Here is a 19,309-nt window from a genome sequence, read left to right as displayed (position 1 = left end):
CGTTCGCCTCAGGACTTCGGGAGATGGGGGACGACTTGCGCAGACGTGACTTCTTCGCGGCGGCGGCCGGAGTGGCCGCCGTGGTGGCCAACCCCGCGAGCGCACTGGCGGCAGGAGACCAGCGGCCCGGCGCCTCGCACCTGCCGGACCTGGACCTCGGCGACTTCCCCGTGGCGGCAAGGGTTCGGGCGCGCAAGGCGCTCGAGCACCTCAAAGTCCTGAGCGAGCGGATCGGTCCGCGCATCGGTGGCACCGCGTCCGAGCACCGGGCGCGCGACTTCCTGGTGCGCGAGCTGAAGGCGTTGCGGTGCCAGGTGACGACGCAGCCGTTCACCGTGCCGGACAAGTACCTCGCCGAAGTCAACGGCACGTGGCAGGCGGGCGCGTCCCGCTTCGGCAAGCTCGGTGTGACGGTCAAGGCCCCGTTCGTCGAGGTCGTCGACGGCCAGCTGCCGGACCTGACCGGCAAGATCGCGTTCTACGTCAACGCCCCGACCGGCTCCGCCCCCACGCACGCGGCGATCGAGCGCGGTGCCGTGGCGGTCGTCCTCGGCCGGATCTCCGCCACGGCGAGCAAGTCCAGCGCCTTCTCCCCCACCCTCGACCGCGACGTCGCCGTGCCCGTGATCGGCCTGGCCCAGGTGCACACCGAGAAGCTGCGCGCCCAGGGCACCGGCGAGCTGACGATCAGCACGGTCCACCACCCGAACCTGACGTCCTACAACGTGATCGCGGACCGCCCGGCGACGTTCCCGTGGCGCGACAACGGGGTCGTGATGGTCACCGCGCACTACGACACCGTGCCGGGCTCGCCGGGCGCCAACGACGACGGCAGCGGCACGGTGCTGGCCCTGGAACTCGCGCGCGTGCTGCGCCACCTGCCGACGCACAAGGCGTTGCGGTTCGCGCTGTGGGGCTCGGAGGAACAGGGCCTGCTCGGGTCGCGGCACTACGTCTCGCAACTCCCGCCGGAAGAGATCGCGCGGATCAAGGGCGTGTTCCAGAACGACATGGTCGCCACCAGCCACGACCCGGCGACGGCGTACTGGCTGCTGTCCGTCGACGGCGCCGACAACGCGACGACGGCCGCGGTCCGCGCCGCCGCGCAACGGCTCGGCTACGACCCGCGGGTGCACGGGCCCGTGGCGCGCGGGTCGAGCGACCACGTGCCGTTCCACGAGAAGGGCATGGCGTCGGCCAACTTCAGCTGGCGCGGGGAGGGCGGGCCGGCGCAGCTGGAGCCGATCTACCACACGCCGGAGGACACGATCCGGGACAACATCAGCCCGGAGAGGTTGCAGGTGTCGCTGGAGCTGATCGGGGCGGCGGCGTACCGGCTGGCGACGCAACGGTAGGGCGGCGGGCCGGGCCGGGATTGCGGGTCGGGGCGGCGTGTCCCCGGCCCGCCCTTCACGGAGCCGGCGCTCCCACCCCGTTCGACACCCCGTTCGGCACCCTGTCCCGCAGCCACGTCCCGAACTCGTCCGCCGGCAGCGGCTTGCTCAGGCAGTACCCCTGCACGATGTCGCACCCCAGGGCGGCGAGGACGGACCACGTCTCCTCGTCCTCGACGCCCTCGGCCACGACCTCCAGCTCCAGGTTGTGCGCGAGTCCCAGCAACGAGCGGGTGATCGCGCCGCTGGAGGCGTCCGTGCGCATGTTCGTCGTGAACGAGCGGTCGATCTTCATCTCGTGCACCGGCATCGTGCGCAGGTAGGCGATGGACGAGTAGCCGGTGCCGAAGTCGTCGATCGACAGCCGCACGCCGAGTTCCCGCAGCCGCGTCAGCACGTCGCACGCGCGGTGCGGGTCGGCGATGATCGCGCTCTCGGTGATCTCGAGCGTCAGCACGTCCACAGGGCGGCCGTGGTGCTCGAGCAGTGCGGCTACCTGGTCGGGGAACGTCCTGTCGTGCAGGCACTGGGCGCCGACGTTGACCGAGACCGGGACGTCCCAGCCGGTGAGGTGCCACGTGCGGCACTGGGCCAGCGCGTGGTCGAGCACGTACTGCGTGAGCGGTTCGATCAGGCCGGTCTCCTCGGCGGCCGGGATGAACCTGTCCGGTCCCAGCAGGCCGTCGCGCGGGTGCTGCCAGCGGCACAGGACCTCGGCGCCGCAGACCTCGCCGGTGCGCAGGTCGGCCTTCGGCTGGTAGTGCAGGACGAGCTCGCTCTGGTCGAGGGCGCGCCGCAGGTCGCTGATCACGGTCAGCTGGGCGGCGCTGTGCTGGTCGAGGACCGCCTCGTAGACGGACGTGCCGAGCCGGGCGCGCTTGGCCGCGTACATGGCGAGGTCGGCGTGCTTGAGCAGTTCGTGCGCGTCGGCCGAGTCGGTCGGGTACAGCGCCACGCCGATGCTGCAGCCGACGTCGACCTCGAGCCCGTCGACGGTGGCGGCCTCGGCCAGCGCGCGGTGCACGCGTTCGGCGACGACCAGGGCGTTCGCCGACGTGCACACCGACGGCAGCAGGACCGCGAACTCGTCGCCGCCGAGCCTCGCCACCGTGTCGATCTCGCGGACGGCGCCGGTCAGCCGGTTGGCGACGAGTTGCAGCAGCTTGTCGCCGAACGCGTGGCCGAGGGTGTCGTTGATCGGCTTGAAGCGGTTGAGGTCGATCAGGAACAGGCCGAGCGGGTCGCCGGTCTGGTTGCTGCGGCGGATGGCCTGCTCGGTGTGCTGGGTGAGCAACGTGCGGTTGGCGAGACCGGTCAGCGCGTCGTGCAGCGCCTCGTGCTCGCTCCTGGCGGCCTGGCGCAGGATCTGGCGGCGGTGGCCGAGCAGGACCACGCCGCACAGCGCGACCAGTCCCAGGTCGACGGCGAACGCGATCAGGGCGGCGAGGCGGAGGTTGCCGTTGCGCACTTCCGCGGCGCGCAGGTACTCGGTCGTCTCCAGGCGGTTGAGCTGCACGACGGTGGACAGTTGTTTGCGCAACGACACCAGCGTCAGTTCGGCCTGGTACGCCTTCTGCAACGACGTCGTGGGGTCGTCGCGGTCCCCCGCCGCGACCGTCTCGCGCAGCAGACCGCTGTAGTCGCGGTAGAGGTCGCCCACGATCGTGGCGGCGCGGACGTCGGCGGGACCACCGTTGTCCCGCAACCAGCGCAGGCTCTCGTCGGCGGCACCGGCGGCGTTCGCGACGGGCTCGCGCATCACCTTCGTCCCGGACCGGACGTAGTCGGTGAGGGCGTGGTCGGCCACGTCGACGTTCTGGACGACGAGACCCCAGTGGTCGCTCATCTCGTTGAGCTCGTGCAGGTGCGTTGCGGCTTGTTGCATGCTGAGGCTCGTCCACAGCGCGAGGCCGGCCAACGCGGCGAGGCCGACCGTCAGGCTGACGACGGTCGTCTGCACGGTCGTCCGGGCTTCGACCCAGTTGGACAGCATCTACGGGCGCCTCACGTGGACATCGCTTCGGGGGAAGGTGCTATTGGTACGCAGCCAAAGGATTCCGCGCAAGCCGACACCACGGTCCGATGTGCACTAGCCTTGTCGGCTTTCCACGACCAACTGATGGGGCTCGTTCATGGTCCGCACCGTCCGTGCCGTCCTGCCTGCGGTTTTGCTCGCGGTGACGGGGGTGACGGGCTGCGGGACCACCGAGACGTCCGATGACCCGCCCACAATCGGGTTCCTGGCGCAGAACAACAGCCGCGACTTCTCGAAGGAGATGAGCGAGGGGTTCCGCGCCGGCGCGGCGATCGCGGGAGGTGTCACCGCGGAGGTCACCGGACCGAACACGCACGACGGCCTCAAGCAGGTCGAACTGCTCGAGGACCTCGCCACGCGCGCCAAGGGCGGCATCGGGGTGTCGGCGGTCGCGCCGGAGCTCGTGGCCGAGCCGATGGCGCGGGTGGTCGAGCAGGGCGTCCCGGTGATGGCGGTGGCGGGCGGTCAGGTCGCTCCGGGCAGCGGCGTGAAGCTCATGATCGAGAACGACGGCTTCGAACTGGGCGCGCTGCTCGCGGACGCGACGGCCGACCGGTTGCCGCCGGACGCCGCGGGCAAGGTCGTGATCGGCAGCAACTCCCCCGCCATGCCCGCGCTCGACCAGCGCGTGCTCGGGATGCGCGCCCGCCTCGCCGAGCGGTTGCCGAAGCTGCAGGTGATCGGCCCGCTCGACACCGGCCGCGACGAGGCGGCGAACCTCGCGACGTGGCGGCGGCTGGCCGACGCGAACCAGGACGCCCTCGCGTTGCTGGGCGCCGGTGACGTCGACGCGGTCACCCTCGCCGCCGTGCACGCGGAGAAGAACGCGCGGTGGCTCGCCGGGGCGTTCAGCATCGACCCCAAGGCGTTGCGGGGCGTCAAGGACGGCCACCTCGTCGCGACGATCTCCGCCGAGCACTTCCTGAAGGGCGCGGTGGCCGGGTGGATGCTCGCCCAGCACGCCAAGAGCGGCAGGAGCCTGCCGGAGGGCTGGTTCGTCGCGCCGGGACTGCTGGTGCAGGCGTCCAACGTGGACGAGGTCATCCGCCGCCAGGCGAGCGAGGCGAGCCGGCTGGAGGCGGCGCGGCCGCAGATGGAGGCGCTCACCGCGAACGCGATGAAGTACCTGAGGCCACTGGACCAGGCGCGCTGAACCGGGTGAGCATGGCGGCACTCCCCTGCCTCTGGAGGCCGCATGATCAACCGACGGACCCTCACCAAATCTCTCGGTGTGGCACTGGCCGCGTCCGCCACGGGAGGCGTCGCGAGCGCCGAGACCGCGGACGCCCGTCGCCGGCGCTTCCTGATCCGCAACGGCGCCGTCGTCACCGTGGACCCCGCGCTCGGGGTCCTACCGCGTGCCGACGTCCTGATCGACGACGGCACGATCGCCGCGATCGGGCGCGACCTGAACGCCCGGGGCGCGCAGGTCGTCGACGCCTCGGACATGATCGTCCTGCCCGGCTTCGTCAACACCCACTTCCACCTGTGGAGCGCGCTGGGCCGCAACTTCGTGGCCGACGGGTTCCCGTACTTCGCCGCGAAGCGCGCCACTTCCACGCTGTACGAACCTTTGGACGTCTACCGTTCCGTGCTGCTGGGGCTCGCGGAGCTGGCGAACGCGGGTGTCACGACGGTGCACAACTGGTCCAACAACACCCGCTCCCCCGCGCATGCCGACGCCGAACTGCGTGCGCACCGCGACGGTCTGCTGCGTGCACGGTTCTCCTACGGCCACGTCGACCAGATGCCGCGGAACGCACCGATGGACTTCTCCGACGTGGATCGCGTGCGGCAGCAGTACTTCGCGGGCGGCACGGCGTTCGACGGGTTGGTGCGCCTCGGTGTGTGCGTGCGCGGTCTGTCGCAGAGCGACGAGCCGGCGTTCTTCGCGGACATGGACGCGGTGATGGCGCGCGGTCTGCCCGTCGCGATCCACGCGGGCCAGTCGCCGCCCCGGATCGTGGACGCGGCGGACTACGAGCGGCGGGGCTGGCTCGGGCCGAAAACCCTGTTGTGCCACTACGTCACGGCGCTGGACAGCGACATGGAGGTCATGGCGCGGACCGGGACCGCGTTCTCGTGGTCCCCGCACTCGGAGTTCCGGCTGGGGTCGGCCGGCGACCCGCGGGACGCGTTGCTGCGGTTCCGCAGGGCCGGGGTGCCGGTGTCGCTGTCGTCGGACGCCACCTCGATCGCGCCGTCGGACGTGTTCGAGTCGATGAGGCTCGTCTGGAACACCGGGATCCCCTGGGCCGGCACGCCTTCCGCGGGTCTGCCCGAGGTGGGCTTCGCCGAGGTGCTGAGGATGGCGACGCTGAACGGCGCCCGCGCTGGGGCTGGGCGACGTCACCGGGTCGATCACCGTCGGCAAGCGCGCGGACGTCCTCCTGGTGCGCGCCAACGACATCAACCTCGCACCGGGCGGGTTGGTCGAGACGACCCTCGTGCAGGCGGCGACCGCGGCCAACGTCGACACGGTGTTCTCGGACGGCCGGATCGTCAAGCGCGGCGGCCGCCTGGTGGCCTACGACGTGGACCGGATCGTGCGGGACGCGCGGGTGTCCTCACTGCGCATCCGCACGGCGGCCGGCGGGATCCTCACGCCCCCTTGACGACGTCGAGGACGGCCTCGGTGAACGCCACCGGGGCCTCCTGCGGCACGTTGTGCCCGATGCCGTCGAGGACCCGGTGCTCGTAGCGGCCGCTGAACTGCTTCCGGTACGCCGCGCCGTCCTTGTTCGGCCCGTCGAAGTCGCTCGCGACGGTGATCGCCGGAACGCTGATCACCGGCTTGGCCTGCAGCGCGCGCTCGAGCCCGTCGTAGCGGTGCTCGCCCTGCGCGAGCTGCAGGCGCCAGCGGTAGTTGTGGACGACGATCGCCACGTGGTCGGGGTTCTTCCACGCCGTGGCGCTCCGCGCGTACGTGGCCTCGTCGAAGTCCCACTGCGGCGAGGCGAGCTTCCAGATGAGCTTGTTGAACTCGTAGGAGTTCTGCTCGTAGCCCTTCACCCCGCGGTCCGTCGCGAAGTAGTACTGGTACCACCAGCCGAGTTCCGCCTGCGGCGACAGCGGTTGCTGGTTCTGCTCCAGGTTGACGACCAGGTAGCCGCTGACCGACACGAGCGCCCTCACCCGCTCCGGCCACAACGCCGCCGTGACGCAGGCCGTCCGCGCACCCCAGTCGAACCCCGCCAGGGTCGCCTTGCGGACCTTCAGGGCGTCCATGAACGCGATCAGGTCGGCGGCGATGGCGGACTGCTGGCCGTTGCGCTTCGTGTGCGCGTGCAGGAAGCGGGTGGGGCCGTAGCCCCTGAGGTACGGGATGAGCACGCGGTGGCCCTTCGCGGCCAGGGCCGGTGCCACGTCGACGAAGCTGTGGATGTCGTACGGCCAGCCGTGCAGCAGGATCGTGACGGGACCGTCCGCGGGACCGAGCTCCGCGTAGCCGACGTCGAGCAGGCCGGCCCTGACCTGCTTGAGCCCGCCCCAGGCGGGGGTGGAGGCGTGGGCGGTGCTCGCGGTGGTCGTCGCGGTGGTCGCGAGGCCGGCCACGGCCAGGGCCTGGGAGAACTGTCGCCTGCTGATCATGTCGGCGACGGTAGGGGCGGGGTGGCGGGGGTCGCGAGCGTCAGGTGACGGTGGCTCGGTACGTCATGGACGTGGTTCGAGCGCCTCCCTCAGCTCCCCCCGCGCCGTCACGCCCAGCTTCGGGAAGATGCGGTGCAGGTGCGTGCTCACCGTCCGGTGCGACAGGTGCAGCCGCTCCCCGATCTCCTTGTTGGTCAGCCCGTCCGCCGCCATCCGCGCGATGGTCAGTTCGTGCTCGGTGAGCTCGCCGTTGCCACCTCGGGACTCACCCGACGCCCGCAGCTCCTCGCGCGCCCGTTCCGCCCAGTCCCTGGTCCCGAACGCCTCGAACGCCTCCGCGGCCGCCTTCAGGTGCGGCCTCGCCTGAGCCGCACGCCGCTGCCGGCGCAGCCACGCCCCGAATGCCAGCTGCACGCGCGCACGGTCCCAGGGCGAGCTTTCGGCGTTGAGGGCGACGTCGAACAGCGCCTCGGCCTCGTCGTCGTGCGCGAGGAGTGCCCGCGCGTACCTCAGGCCCGCGGCCAGGGCGGGTGAGCTGGTGGCGGTGTCGAGTTCCTCGACGAGTTTGCGGGCCTCGTCGGTGTTTCCGCTGCGGGTCGCGGCCTCGACCAGTTCGGGCAGCACGTACCGGCGCAGCGCCAGCTGGTAGGCGGGGTCGACGGGGTCGTGGACGCGGCGGACGGCGGCGAACGCGTCGGCGTAGCGGCCCTCGCCCAGCGCGGCCAGGCTCCTCGCGAGCTGCACGGTGGCGAGGACGGGGCGGGCACCTGCCGCCAGGCCGATGCGTTCGGCGGTAGCGGCGAGGCGCGAGGACTGCTCGTGGTCGCCGTGCAGGGCGGCGATCTCGGCCTGCACGGCGACCGCCAGGCCGTGCATGTAGGGCTGGCCGGTCTCCTCGGCGAGGCGGACGGCCTCGGCGGCGACGGGTTCGGCGGCGGCGATGTCGCCGAGCCGGGTGCGGCTCCAGGCCTCGACGGCCAGGGCGCGGGCGAGGAGCGCGAACCGGCCCTCGGCGCGGAAGCCGCGCTGGGCGGCGTGGGAGAACCGGACGGAGTCGGCGAACGCGCCCACCTGGAGGGCGGCGCTGCCGAGCAGCCGGAGGGTGGCGGGGTCGTCGGGGCGGGGGAAGCCCGCTGGACCGGCCAGGCCGGAAGACGCCGGCGGCCCGGCCGAGCCGTCAGCCCCACCCGCCACCACGCCCGACCCTGCCGAGCCGCCCTCGCCCGACGCCGCCTGCAGCCCAGCCCAGTCGTCAGCCCCACCCGACCCGGCCGAGCCGCCACCCCAAGCCGCGCGCAGCCCCGCCACCACCGCGTCCCCCTGCTGCACCGGGCACACGTACGCCATCATCGCCAGCATGCGCGGGTCGCCCGCCTCGATCGGCAGCCTGCGCGCCACCGCCGCGATCCGCTCCCGCACGGCCGCCCCCGGCTCCACCCAGAAGCAGCGCATCGCGACGCTCCAGAAGATCCGCATTCCGAGCTCGACGTCGCCGCCCGCCACCACGGACTCGGCCAGGCCCACCAGTTCGCCCGCGCCCGCCACGCCCACGCCGTCGTCGAACGCCGTCGGCAGCCACGTCACGAGCGCCCGCTCGCGGTCGTCGAGGTCCAGGCCGCGCGCGGACAGCAGGATCCGCTCCACGTCGTCGCGGCGGCCCGCCTCGCAGGCGAGTTCGGCCGCTCGCAGGAGCCGCCGGGGGCGTTCGCCGGGGACTCCGAGCGCGGCCGACCGTTCCAGCGCGCTCACCGCCGCCGACGCACCACCTCGCCGCAACGCGCGGTCGGCCGTCTTCTCCAGCAGGCAGGCCACGTTCTCGTCGGGGCCGGTGGCGGCGCCCGCCAGGTGCCACGCGCGGCGGTCGGCCTCGCCGGTCGCGAAGGCGAGACGGCGGTGGGTTTCGCGCAGCTCACCGGCACCCGCCGCGCCGACGACCGCGGACCTGATCAGCGGGTGCCGGAACGCGCCGTCCCGGTTCACCAGCCTCGCCTCGACGGCGGGAGCGAGGTCCGTGCCGGACGCACCGCCCAGGGCCAGCACCAGCAGCGCCGAGCGCACGGGAGCGGGCAGGGCCGAGACGCGCGCGGCGAAGGTCTCCGCCAGGGTGTTGCCGCCGAACGGGAGCTCCACCAGCGCCAACGGGTTGCCGGCGGCCTGGGCCAGCACCCACGAGCGCCGTTCGGCGTCCAGGCCGGGGGCGACGGCGTCGAGCACGGCGACGGCGTCACCGGCCGCCAAGGGCTCCAGGGACAACGTCGGCACACCGGCGAACAGAGCACGGGAGGCCGTCGCGATCAGTGCGCCCGCGGTGAGCCGGCGCGCCACGAAACCGAGGACGTCCCGGCTCTCCCGGTCGAGCCGGTGCGCGTCGTCGACCAGCACGACGGCCCGCGCCTCCGTCAGCACCTCCAGCGCCGCGAGACCGACCAGGTGGACCGGCGGCACGGGGCCGTCGGCGAGTCCGAACACGACGTCGAGCGCACGCCGGGGACCGGACAGGAACGGGTGCAGCACCTGGTGCAGTCCGGCGTAGGGGAACTCCGCCTCGGCCTCGACGCCGACGACCCGGTGACCGTCCACGCAGGACAGCAGCGCCGACTTGCCGACGCCGGGCTCGCCGACGACCTGCAGCGCACCGCCCGTCTCCGCGAGCGCGGTCAGCCGTTCCCGCTCACGATCCCGCCCGACCAGCGACACCGGCACCCCGTTCGTCCGTCCTGCGGACCAGGGTGTCAGAAAGTCCAGACGGCGTGCTTGCCCGGCCCCACGACCAGCGTCGACGTGCCCAGCCGCTCGACGTGGAGGTCGACGGGGCGGTTCAGCTCGAACTCGGCGCGCTTGAGCCCGATCCGCTCGACCGGGGCCTCGTCGATCCGCAGCGTGGTGCCACCGCACGTCGCGACGACCGTGCGGCCCTCGGTCCGCAGCGAGAACCCGCCCGCCCGCAGCAGCGGCAGGGTGTGGGTCATGTCGGCGGCGGTGATGGCGAGGTGGACGAACGTGACGTCGCGCATCAGCCGGTTCCGGTACTCGTCCGGCATGTACCGCTCGCGCGTGACGTCGCCGGGGAACTTCGCGGGCCCCACCTTGCCGCGCGGGTCGTTGAGGTACTCGTCGCGGTACTCCATGGCCCAGGCGCCGAACCGCTGGTAGGTCTCGGCCAGGTACACCGAGTCGAACCACGGCACGGGCCTGCCGTCGCCGAAGTCGCGGGTCTGCAGGAAGTCGATCGGGTGCGCGCCGGCGCCGCGCAGCCGGGTCTTGAGCTTCTCGATGTCACCGTCGTGCTCGGTCGAGAGCCCGAGACCGGCGGATCCGGGTTCGCCGTCCGAGCCCGGCACGTCCCCGTTGCCGAAGATCTCGAGGTAGGTCTCGCGACCGCGCAGGTAGCGCCCGGTCCAGGTCTTGCCGTCAGCGCCCGTGGTGGTGCGCACCTCGAAGTCCGCGAAGTCCCTGACGTACGGTGAGTGCGCGACGGCGTCCGCCGTGGCGCGGTCGAGCGTGCCCCAGGCGTGGTTGTAGTACAACAACTGCCGCCCTCCCGCCTGGGCCGGACCCGCACCCGACACCGCCAGAACCACGGCCAAGACCACGCACGTCACCGGTCGGATCCCCATGGATCCGCATCGTAGGGCGGACCGCTCAAGCGGGACTCGAGTCAGATGAAGGGTCTTCGTGTTCGACACCGAACGGTGGACGGTTCTCCAGGCCGTCACCGCCGGCAGGCGCGATCCGCAGGATCGGCGCCCACGCCGTCACCACCGTGCCCCTACTACCGACGCAACGCGTCCCACGCCGGTGAGGAGGCGCCCGCCGCCTCCAGCGCCAGCGCGCTGATCTCCGGGTCCGCCGCGGGCACCTCCGGGCACCTCGCGAGCCACGCGGCCGTCCGCGCGGCCAGCGCGGGCAACCGCGGGTCGTCGGGCGCGTAGTCGAACGCCTCGTCGTGGGCCAGGTAGATCTGCCGGAACTCGGGGTCGGCGAGCGCGTCGACCTTGTCCGCGAGCCACACCGCGGCCTCGTCGGGCGCGACGGTCCGCATCAGCACCCAGACCTCGTGTTCCACCCGCACCCCGCGCTCGCTGACCCCCATGTCCCGCAAGGTCTCCAGCATGGAGGCGACCTCGGGCGTCACGAACAGCGAGTTCCCGGCGCGCAACCGCACCACCCGCTCCCGTGCCAGCCGGATCTCCTCCTCGCGGCGGCGCAGCGCCTCGTCGATCTCGCTGATCGCCGCGGCGAACTCCTCCTCCCCCGCCACGAGGAGGTCCTTCACGCGGGCGAGCGGCACCCCGGCCTCGGCGAGCGTGCGGATCTTGACCAGGTCGACGGCGTCCCGGGCGGTGTAGCGCCGATAGCCGGAGTGGTCGCGCTCGGGCTCCACGAGCAGCCCCACCTTGTGGTAGTGCCGCACCGCCTTGACGGTCACGCCGGCGTACCGGGCGAGCTGGCCGATCGTGATCACAGCGGCATCATCGCACCCGGCCGAACGTCCGTCCGGCGAGATCGACACCGACGACCGCGCCGGACGCGTCCCTGCTGAAGAACCCGCGCTGCCCGCTGAAGGCACCGGACGTGAGCACGTACTCGTCGCGCGGTAGCAGCCCCATCGGGAACGGCGCGTGGTCGGCGGGCAGCTCGACCTCCGCCGACTCCCGGATCTCCGGCCGGATCAGCACCTCCAGCACCAGTCCCGACCCGGTGTCGCCGATGGTCATCACCATCGCGTCGTTCGCGTACCCGCCCGCGACCTCCGAGGCGGCGGAAGCGTTGTACGGCAACGGTTCCGGGTCGCGGTCCACCACACCGAGGCAGCTCTCCAGCGCCCGGCGCACCACCGCCTGGTTGAACGGGATCCCGTCCGGTCCCTGGTTCGCGACGGACACCACCGCGAAGTTCCGCGACGGCACGATCAGCAGCTCCGCGAACTGCCCGTTGGACGAACCACCGTGCCCGATCGTCTGCACGCCGTCGATCTCGCGCAGGAACCAGCAGACCCCGATCGCGTCACCGAGGTTGCTGCCGCGCAGCACCGCCGTGGGCCGCCGCATCTCCTCGAGTCCGTTGTCCCCCAGGTGGAACCGCGCCCACCGCAGCACGTCCGCGACCGACGCCGCGATGCCGCCGCCGGGGTTGTTGGCGCGCCAGTGCCGCCACGGCCGCGCGACCTCCCCCTTCTCGTGCCCGACGGCGAACCGGCGCGTCATCACGGCGTCCCGGTCGAAGTGCGTGTTCCGCAGGCCGAGCGGCTCCAGCAGCAACGTCGTGATCGCCTGCTCGTAGGTCTGCCCGGTGACGTTCTCGATGATGCGCCCCGCCAGGTTGAAGCCCGCCTGGCTGTACGACGGACGTTCCCCGGCCTCGCCGACCAGCTTGAGGGTGGCGAGCTCCTCGACGTGCCTGCGCAGGGCGTCGTCGCCCTCACCGGTGCTCACCATCGTGCCCCAGTCGAGGCCCGACGTGTGGTTGAGCAGCTGACGAACGGTGCACTCGCGGCCGTCCGCCAGCCGCAGCTCCGGCACGTGCTCGCGCACCGGCGAGTCCAGCGCGACCCGCCCATCGACGACCAGGCGCATGATCGCGGTGGCGGTGTAGGTCTTGGTGACCGAGCCGAGGAGGAACAGCGTGTCCTCGTCGACCGGCAACGGGTTCTCGAGACTGGTGACGCCGTGGCTGAAGAAGCGCTCCTCCCCGTCGTGGAAGACGCCGACGGCGGCACCGGGGACGGCGAAGCGGGCTGTGGTCGTGGCGAGGAAGTCGTTGTCCATGACCACAGCCTCGAACCTTGACCCAGGGTCAAGGTCAACCCCGGATTTCGGCTACGGCACCCAGTGGTTGCCGGTCACCGTGATCATCACCTGTAGCTGGATGCTCGCGGAGAAGTAGCTGCCGCCGTCCACCGGCGTCTGCAGCATCTTGTTCCACAACGCGTCCAGCCACGCCTGGCTGCCCGGATCGGTCGCCGCCACCACCGCGAACGGCGCGAAGAACGCGGCGGCACTGCCACCGGAGATCTGCGTGCCGTTCAGCTGGTAGCCGATCGCGATGTTGTTGGGGTTGCCGCCTGTCTTGGCCTTGACCCACGTGTTGAGCTTGCGGGCGGCCGTGAGCGACGAGGAGTCGCCGCTGGTCACCGCGTCCGCGCCGATGCGCCACGGCACGCGGCAGGCGTTCCAGTAGTACTTGCCGTCGTTGGCGCTCTCCAGCACCTGCCCGGCGGGCGGGCGCGGCGAGGAGTTCGTGTTCTCCACGAAGTCCGGCAGCAGGCCCGTCGACGGCGCGTGGTTCTGCTGCAGCGTGGTGATGAGGTTCTGGTGCGCGGTGCGGATCGTGTCCCACGCGCCGTCGCCCGTCGCCTTCCGGAACGCCCGGAAGTGGTCGACCATCCAGTCCGACGACCGCGACAGGTAGTAGTACTGGTCGCCCGCGCTGGACCAGTCGCCCAGCTTGAGCAGGTTGGTCTGCGGGTTGACCTCGCTCGCCTTGATGGCGTTGATGTGCCGGACCGCGAGCTGCTTGTAGTTGTACGTGCCGGTGCTGCCCCACTGGCGGTCGGCGAGCAGCAGCCCGTAGGCCACGTCCATGTCGCCGTCGGTGGCGCCGTCACCACCGTTGACGCTGCGGCAGTTCACGTCCTGCTCCGCCGCGAGGAGGTCCGGGTTGATCGACGACGGGTGGTCGATCTTCCACTTCACCAGGCCGTCGAAGATCCTGCGGGCGTCCGGGTCGGCGCCGGCCATCGTGGCCACGACGACCATGCCGTACCCCTGCGCCTCGGCGACGTACGGGTGGTCGGCGTCCGGCGAGATGATCTGCGACCAGCCGTTGCCGCAGTTCTGGCGCACGAACGCGGACTTCCAGCGCTGGTAGTAGTCCACGACCTGCGCGTCCAAGGTCGACGTGCTGCCGGACGGGCGCAGCACACCGGACGCGTAGGGCGTCTTGCGGCTGCCGAACGCGTAGCCGAGGCCGTTCGACGGCGGGGTGGTCGTGGTCGGCGGGGTGCCGCCCGCCACGCCGTAGACCTCGAGCTCCCACAGCGAGTAGCCCCACTCCGTGCCGCGAGCGGTGCCGAGGACGCGCACGTACCTGCCGGAACCCGACACGGTCAGGTCGTCGACGCCGCCGTCACCGGTGCTGGTCGAGAACACGTCCGTCCACGCCGAGTCGTCGGAGGAGGTCTGCACGCGGTAGGCCCTGCCGTACGCGGCCTCCCAGCTCAGGCGCACCCGGCTGACGGTGTGCGAGGTGCCAAGGTCGACGCGGATCCACTCCTGGTCGCGCCCCTCCAGGGACGCCCACCGGGTCGTCGTGCTGCCGTCGACGGCCTTCGCCGCCTCCAGCCCGGCTCCCTCGACCGAGGACGCCGTCACCGCTTTGCCCTGGGAGACCAGGGGGTCCGCGGCCGTCGCGCTGGTCGTCCCCGCCACCAGGAGACCAGCCACGAGTCCGGCCGCGCTCACCGCCGCCCACACCGATCGTCTGTCCACGACCACCTCCACCCAATTGGTTAACAAACCTGCCTGAAGGCCGGATGGCGGCGACCCTAGGCGGGTGGTCAACGGCGGACAAGAGGTGTGGACCAGTCATCTGGACCGGAACCGGTTACGGCACCGGCGGCCGGCGGTGAGTCCTGCCCGACCGGCCAGGACCTACGACCACACCTCCCGCACGGCCTCCGCCACCGACGCGGCCTGCACGCGCCCTGCCTCCGCGGCGGGCTTGCGGCGGGCCGGGTCCAGCAGGTTCGTGCCGATCGCGGCCAGCGCGGTGCTGTCCGGGCTGATCACGATCGACGGCACCCCGAGCTTCGCGGCCTGCGCGCCCGGGGTCGCCGCCAGGTTGGCCGACCTGGTCAGCGGCGCGACCACCACGACCCGCTCGTACCCGGCCGCGAGGTCGACGTTCGCCACGGACCGCATCCCGCCGTCCATGTACCTGCTGCCGTTGATGCTGACCGGCGGCCACACCAGCGGCACCGCGCAACTCGACGCGACCGCCTTCACGAGGGGCACCCCGCTGTCCCGGTCGAACGCCACGAACTTCCCGGTCGCGGCGTCCACGGCCGTGACCTTGAGGGGACGCTCCGGCCAGTCCTTGGTGGACAGCCGACTGTCGAACACGGCGAGCCGCGACTCCTCGGACGGCGTGCGGGCCTTCAGAGCCGCCCGCCCGAGCCTCGCCCGCTTGGCCGCCGGGGTTCCCGGCATCACGTAGGAAAGCGCGTACCGGACGAGCATCCAGGGCGTGAGACGGGCCGGGATCTCGCCGTCCGGCGGCAGCAACTGCCCCGCGTAGAGGTCCGCGAGCGGCGCACCTCCCGCCAACTCCGTCGCCACCACGGACCCCGCGGACGTCCCGACGAACAGGTCGGCGTCGCTCAGGTCGACCCCCTGTTCGGCCAGTCCGTGCAGAATCCCGGTCTCCCAGGCGATTCCGGTGACACCACCGCCACCCAGCACCAACGCGCGTCGTCCTGTCACGAGGACCATCCTATGGAGTGGGACGAGTTCCTGGCCCGTGGTCGGAGTTGGTAGCCTTGACCGCGAAACCGAGAAGCGCTGCAACGGGCTCGCACGCCTGCCACGCTCGGCTTCGTTCCACCACGAACAAAGGGCGCTTCCGACGTCTTCGGGAGCGCGCGTGAGTGGACTCAAGTCCCTGCTGGACCAGCGGATCGCTGTGCTGGACGGCGCCTGGGGCACGATGTTCCAGCAGGCGAAGCTCTCCCCGTCCGACTACTACGGCGACGAGTACGAAGGCCACGTGCCCGACGTCGCGGGCGACCCGGACCTGCTCAACCTCACCCGCCCCGACCTGGTGCTCGACGTGCACCGGCAGTACCTCGCCGCGGGCGCGGACATCACGACCACCAACACGTTCACCGCCACGTCGATCGGCCAGGCCGACTACGGGCTGGAGGGCCGCGTCCGCGAGATGAACCTCGCCGGCGCACGCCTCGCCCGCCAGGCCGCCGACGAGTTCGGCGGGAGGTTCGTCGCGGGCTCCGTCGGCCCGCTCAACGTCACGCTCAGCCTGTCGCCCAAGGTCGAGGACCCCGCGTTCCGCGCCGTCACGTTCGAGCAGGTCAAGGCCTCGTACGCGGAGCAGATCTCGGCGTTGCACGAGGGTGGCGTCGACCTGCTGCTGATCGAGACGATCTTCGACACGCTGAACTGCAAGGCCGCCATCGCCGCCGCCCGCGAGGTCGCTCCCGACCTGCCGCTGTGGATCTCCGTGACGATCGTCGACCTGTCCGGCCGCACGCTGTCGGGCCAGACCGTCGAGGCGTTCTGGGACTCGATCGCGCACGCCGAGCCGCTCGTCGTCGGCGTGAACTGCTCGCTGGGCGCCGAGGAGATGCGCCCGCACGTCACGGACCTGGCGCGGCTCGCGGACACCTACGTCGCCTGCCACCCCAACGCGGGCCTGCCCAACGCCTTCGGCGGCTACGACCAGACCCCGGACGAGACCGCCGCCCTGCTGAAGGACTTCGCGGGCAAGGGCATCGTCAACGTCGTCGGCGGCTGCTGCGGCACCTCCCCCGCGCACATCAAGGCCATCGCGGACGCCGTGAAGGGCGAGACGAAGCGCGACGTGGTGAAGCCGCGCCACACCACCCGCTACAGCGGGCTGGAGACGTTCGAGATCGGCCCGGACACCGGGTTCGTGATGATCGGCGAGCGCACCAACGTCACCGGCTCCGCCAAGTTCCGCAGGCTCATCGAGGCCGACAACCACCAGGCCGCGCTGGACGTGGCGCTCGAGCAGGTGCGCGGCGGCGCGAACCTGCTCGACGTCAACATGGACGCCGACCTGCTCGACGGCGAGCAGGCGATGACGACGTTCCTGAACCTCATCGCGACCGAGCCGGAGATCGCGCGCATCCCGGTGATGATCGACAGCTCCCGCTGGACCGTGCTGGAGGCCGGGCTGCGGTGCGTGCAGGGCAAGGGCGTGGTCAACTCGATCAGCCTCAAGGAGGGCGAGGAGCCCTTCCTGCGGCAGGCCCGCACGATCCGCGACTACGGCGCCGGTGTCGTCGTGATGGCGTTCGACGAGCAGGGCCAGGCCGACACGACCGACCGCAAGGTCGAGATCTGCGCCCGCGCCTACGACCTGCTCACGCAGCAGGCCGGATTCCCCGCCGAGGACATCATCTTCGACCCGAACGTGCTCGCGGTCGCCACCGGCATCGAGGAGCACAACGGCTACGCGAAGGCGTTCATCGACGCCCTGCCGCGGATCAAGGAGCGATGTCCCGGGGTCCGCATCAGCGGTGGCATCTCGAACCTGTCGTTCTCCTTCCGCGGCAACGACGTCGTCCGCGAGGCCATGCACTCGGCGTTCCTGTTCCACGCCGTCAGGGCGGGCCTCGACATGGGCATCGTCAACGCGGGTCAGCTCGTCGTCTACCAGGACATCCAGCCCGAGCTGCTGGAACTGGTCGAGGACGTCATCTTCGACCGCCGCGAGGACGCGACCGACCGCCTCGTCGCGCACGCCGAGACCGTCAAGGGCCCCGGCCAGAAGCGGGTCGTGGACCTGTCGTGGCGCGAGGCCCCGGTCGCCAAGCGGCTGGAGCACGCGATCCTGCACGGCGTCGTCGACTTCGTCGAGGAGGACACCGAGGAGGCCCGCCAGGCCCTCCCCCGGCCCCTCGACGTCATCGAGGGCCCGCTGATGGACGGCATGAAGGTCGTCGGCGACCTGTTCGGCGCGGGCAAGATGTTCCTGCCCCAGGTCGTGAAGAGCGCCCGCGTGATGAAACGAGCGGTCGCGTACCTGGAGCCGTTCATGGACGCCGAGCCGAAGGCCACGGCGGGCGGCAACGGCAAGGTCGTGCTCGCCACGGTCAAGGGCGACGTCCACGACATCGGCAAGAACATCGTCGGCGTCGTGCTGGGCTGCAACAACTACGAGGTGATCGACCTCGGCGTGATGGTCCCCGCCGCGAAGATCCTCGACACCGCCATCAAGGAGCACGCCGACGCCATCGGCCTGTCCGGGCTGATCACGCCGTCCCTGGACGAGATGGTCTCGGTCGCCGAGGAGATGCAGCGCCGCGGCCTGAAGCTGCCGCTGCTGATCGGTGGCGCGACGACCTCGCGCCAGCACACCGCCGTGAAGATCGCCCCGGTCTTCGACGAGCCGGTCGTCCACGTCCTCGATGCCTCCCGGGTCGTCGGCGTCGTGTCCGACCTGCTCGACGACCGCCGGTCGCACGAGCTGAACCGCACCAACCGCGCCGAGCAGGCCCGGCTCCGCGAACAGCACGAGAACCGCAAGTCGGTGCCGTTGCTGGAGCTCGAAGTCGCGCGCGCGAACTCGGAAAAGGTCGACTTCTCCGAATTGCCGACGCCGGCATTCACCGGAACGCGCGTGCTGACGCCTTCTCTGGCCGAACTGCGCGAGTTCATCGACTGGACGTTCCTGTTCCTCGCCTGGGAACTCAAAGGGAAGTTCCCGGCGATCCTGGACCAGCCCGTGGCACGCGAACTCTACGACGACGCGACGGCGTTGCTCGACGAAATCGTCGCCGGTGAGCTGTTCGAGGCGAAGGGCGTTTACGGTTACTGGCCCGCGCATTCCGACGGCGACGACATCCTGCTCGACAACGGCGTGCGCATTCCGATGCTGCGCCAGCAGACGCAGAAGCCGCTGTCGCGCCCGAACCGCTGCCTCTCCGACTACGTGGCCCCCGAGGGCGATCACATCGGCGGGTTCGCGGTGACGATCCTCGGCGCCGAGAAGCTCGCCGCGAAGTACGAGGCGCTCAACGACGACTACCGCGCCATCATGGTGAAGGCGCTGGCGGACAGGCTCGCCGAGGCCTTCGCCGAGTGGATCCACCTGCGGGCGCGGCGCGACTGGTTCGAGCCGGACGCCCAGCCGGAACTGGCCGACCTGCACGCCGAGAAGTTCCGCGGGATCCGCCCCGCGCTCGGTTATCCGGCCTGCCCCGACCACACGGTGAAGCGGGAGTTGTTCGACCTGCTGGGCGCGGAGGAGATCGGAGTCGGGCTCACCGAATCGTTCGCGATGAACCCGGCGGCCAGTGTCAGCGGCCTGATCTTCCAGCACCCCGAGGCGAAGTACTTCACGGTGGGGCGCCTCGGCCGCGACCAGGTCGAGGACTACGCGAACCGGTACGGCAAGCCGCTCGCGGAGGTCGAGCAGTGGCTGCGCCCGAACCTCGGGTACGAGCCCGCCTGACGGTTTCCGCTCGCTGAAAGCGCTTGCCGGTGGCGGTGGCCCTCATCCGGTTCTGCACCACGCGCTGTAGCAT

11 protein-coding genes and 1 pseudogene are annotated in these 19,309 nt (G+C 71.5%); 4 read left to right on the top strand and 8 right to left on the bottom strand.

Annotation, left to right across the window (positions count from 1 at the left end):
• The first annotated feature begins 23 nt into the window (after positions 1-23).
• Positions 24-1,355: a M28 family peptidase gene (locus BMY74_RS24025; RefSeq protein ID WP_089919758.1), complete on the top strand. Its 1,332-nt coding sequence runs from the start codon at positions 24-26 to the stop codon at positions 1,353-1,355.
• A gap of 55 nt (positions 1,356-1,410) precedes the next feature.
• Here the strand turns inward: BMY74_RS24025 and BMY74_RS24020 are convergent, their stop codons facing one another.
• Complete coding sequence (locus tag BMY74_RS24020) at positions 1,411-3,387, bottom strand: putative bifunctional diguanylate cyclase/phosphodiesterase (protein WP_089919756.1); 1,977 nt, start codon at positions 3,385-3,387, stop codon at positions 1,411-1,413.
• A 139-nt stretch (positions 3,388-3,526) separates the two neighbouring features.
• Here BMY74_RS24020 and BMY74_RS24015 point away from each other — a divergent pair, with 139 nt between their 5' ends.
• Both BMY74_RS24015 and BMY74_RS24010 read left to right on the top strand, forming a co-directional pair.
• A complete protein-coding gene (locus tag BMY74_RS24015) occupies positions 3,527-4,582 on the top strand; it encodes a sugar ABC transporter substrate-binding protein (protein ID WP_089919753.1) in 1,056 nt (351 codons plus the stop codon).
• 42 nt (positions 4,583-4,624) lie between these two features.
• A pseudogene (locus BMY74_RS24010) lies at positions 4,625-6,044 on the top strand (amidohydrolase family protein).
• On the opposite strand, the gene BMY74_RS24005 reads toward BMY74_RS24010, so the two are convergent.
• The 7 genes from BMY74_RS24005 to BMY74_RS23975 form a co-directional block, all read right to left on the bottom strand.
• Complete coding sequence (locus tag BMY74_RS24005; protein WP_089919751.1) at positions 6,031-7,020, bottom strand: alpha/beta fold hydrolase; 990 nt, start codon at positions 7,018-7,020, stop codon at positions 6,031-6,033. The pseudogene BMY74_RS24010 and the gene BMY74_RS24005 sit on opposite strands and share 14 nt — an antisense overlap.
• A gap of 63 nt (positions 7,021-7,083) precedes the next feature.
• Entirely contained in the window at positions 7,084-9,723 is a 2,640-nt protein-coding gene (locus tag BMY74_RS45190; protein WP_245786325.1) for a helix-turn-helix transcriptional regulator, read from the bottom strand.
• Positions 9,724-9,752: 29 nt separating this feature from the next.
• Positions 9,753-10,637: a DUF5829 family protein gene (locus tag BMY74_RS23995; RefSeq protein ID WP_177229893.1), complete on the bottom strand. Its 885-nt coding sequence runs from the start codon at positions 10,635-10,637 to the stop codon at positions 9,753-9,755.
• A 155-nt stretch (positions 10,638-10,792) separates the two neighbouring features.
• Positions 10,793-11,485 (bottom strand): MerR family transcriptional regulator, encoded by a 693-nt coding sequence (locus BMY74_RS23990; RefSeq protein WP_089919747.1) that lies wholly within the window; start codon positions 11,483-11,485, stop codon positions 10,793-10,795.
• A 7-nt stretch (positions 11,486-11,492) separates the two neighbouring features.
• Positions 11,493-12,788 carry a serine hydrolase domain-containing protein gene (locus BMY74_RS23985; RefSeq protein ID WP_089920240.1) on the bottom strand — a complete coding sequence of 432 codons (1,296 nt, stop codon included), beginning with the start codon at positions 12,786-12,788 and terminating at the stop codon, positions 11,493-11,495.
• A gap of 51 nt (positions 12,789-12,839) precedes the next feature.
• On the bottom strand, positions 12,840-14,510 hold the full coding sequence (locus tag BMY74_RS23980) for a glycosyl hydrolase family 8 (RefSeq protein ID WP_089920238.1): 1,671 nt from the start codon (positions 14,508-14,510) through the stop codon (positions 12,840-12,842).
• Between the two features lie 162 nt (positions 14,511-14,672).
• A complete protein-coding gene (locus BMY74_RS23975) occupies positions 14,673-15,503 on the bottom strand; it encodes a patatin-like phospholipase family protein (protein WP_245786324.1) in 831 nt (276 codons plus the stop codon).
• A 160-nt stretch (positions 15,504-15,663) separates the two neighbouring features.
• Here BMY74_RS23975 and metH point away from each other — a divergent pair, with 160 nt between their 5' ends.
• Entirely contained in the window at positions 15,664-19,236 is a 3,573-nt protein-coding gene (gene metH, locus BMY74_RS23970; protein ID WP_177229892.1) for a methionine synthase, read from the top strand.
• Positions 19,237-19,309: the final 73 nt, after the last annotated feature.

It is taken from the genome of Lentzea albida (assembly GCF_900111005.1).
Classification (GTDB): Bacteria; Actinomycetota; Actinomycetes; order Mycobacteriales; family Pseudonocardiaceae; genus Lentzea; species Lentzea albida.
Note: the sequence above shows the minus strand (reverse complement) of the source record. Positions and strands in the feature narration are given on the sequence as shown.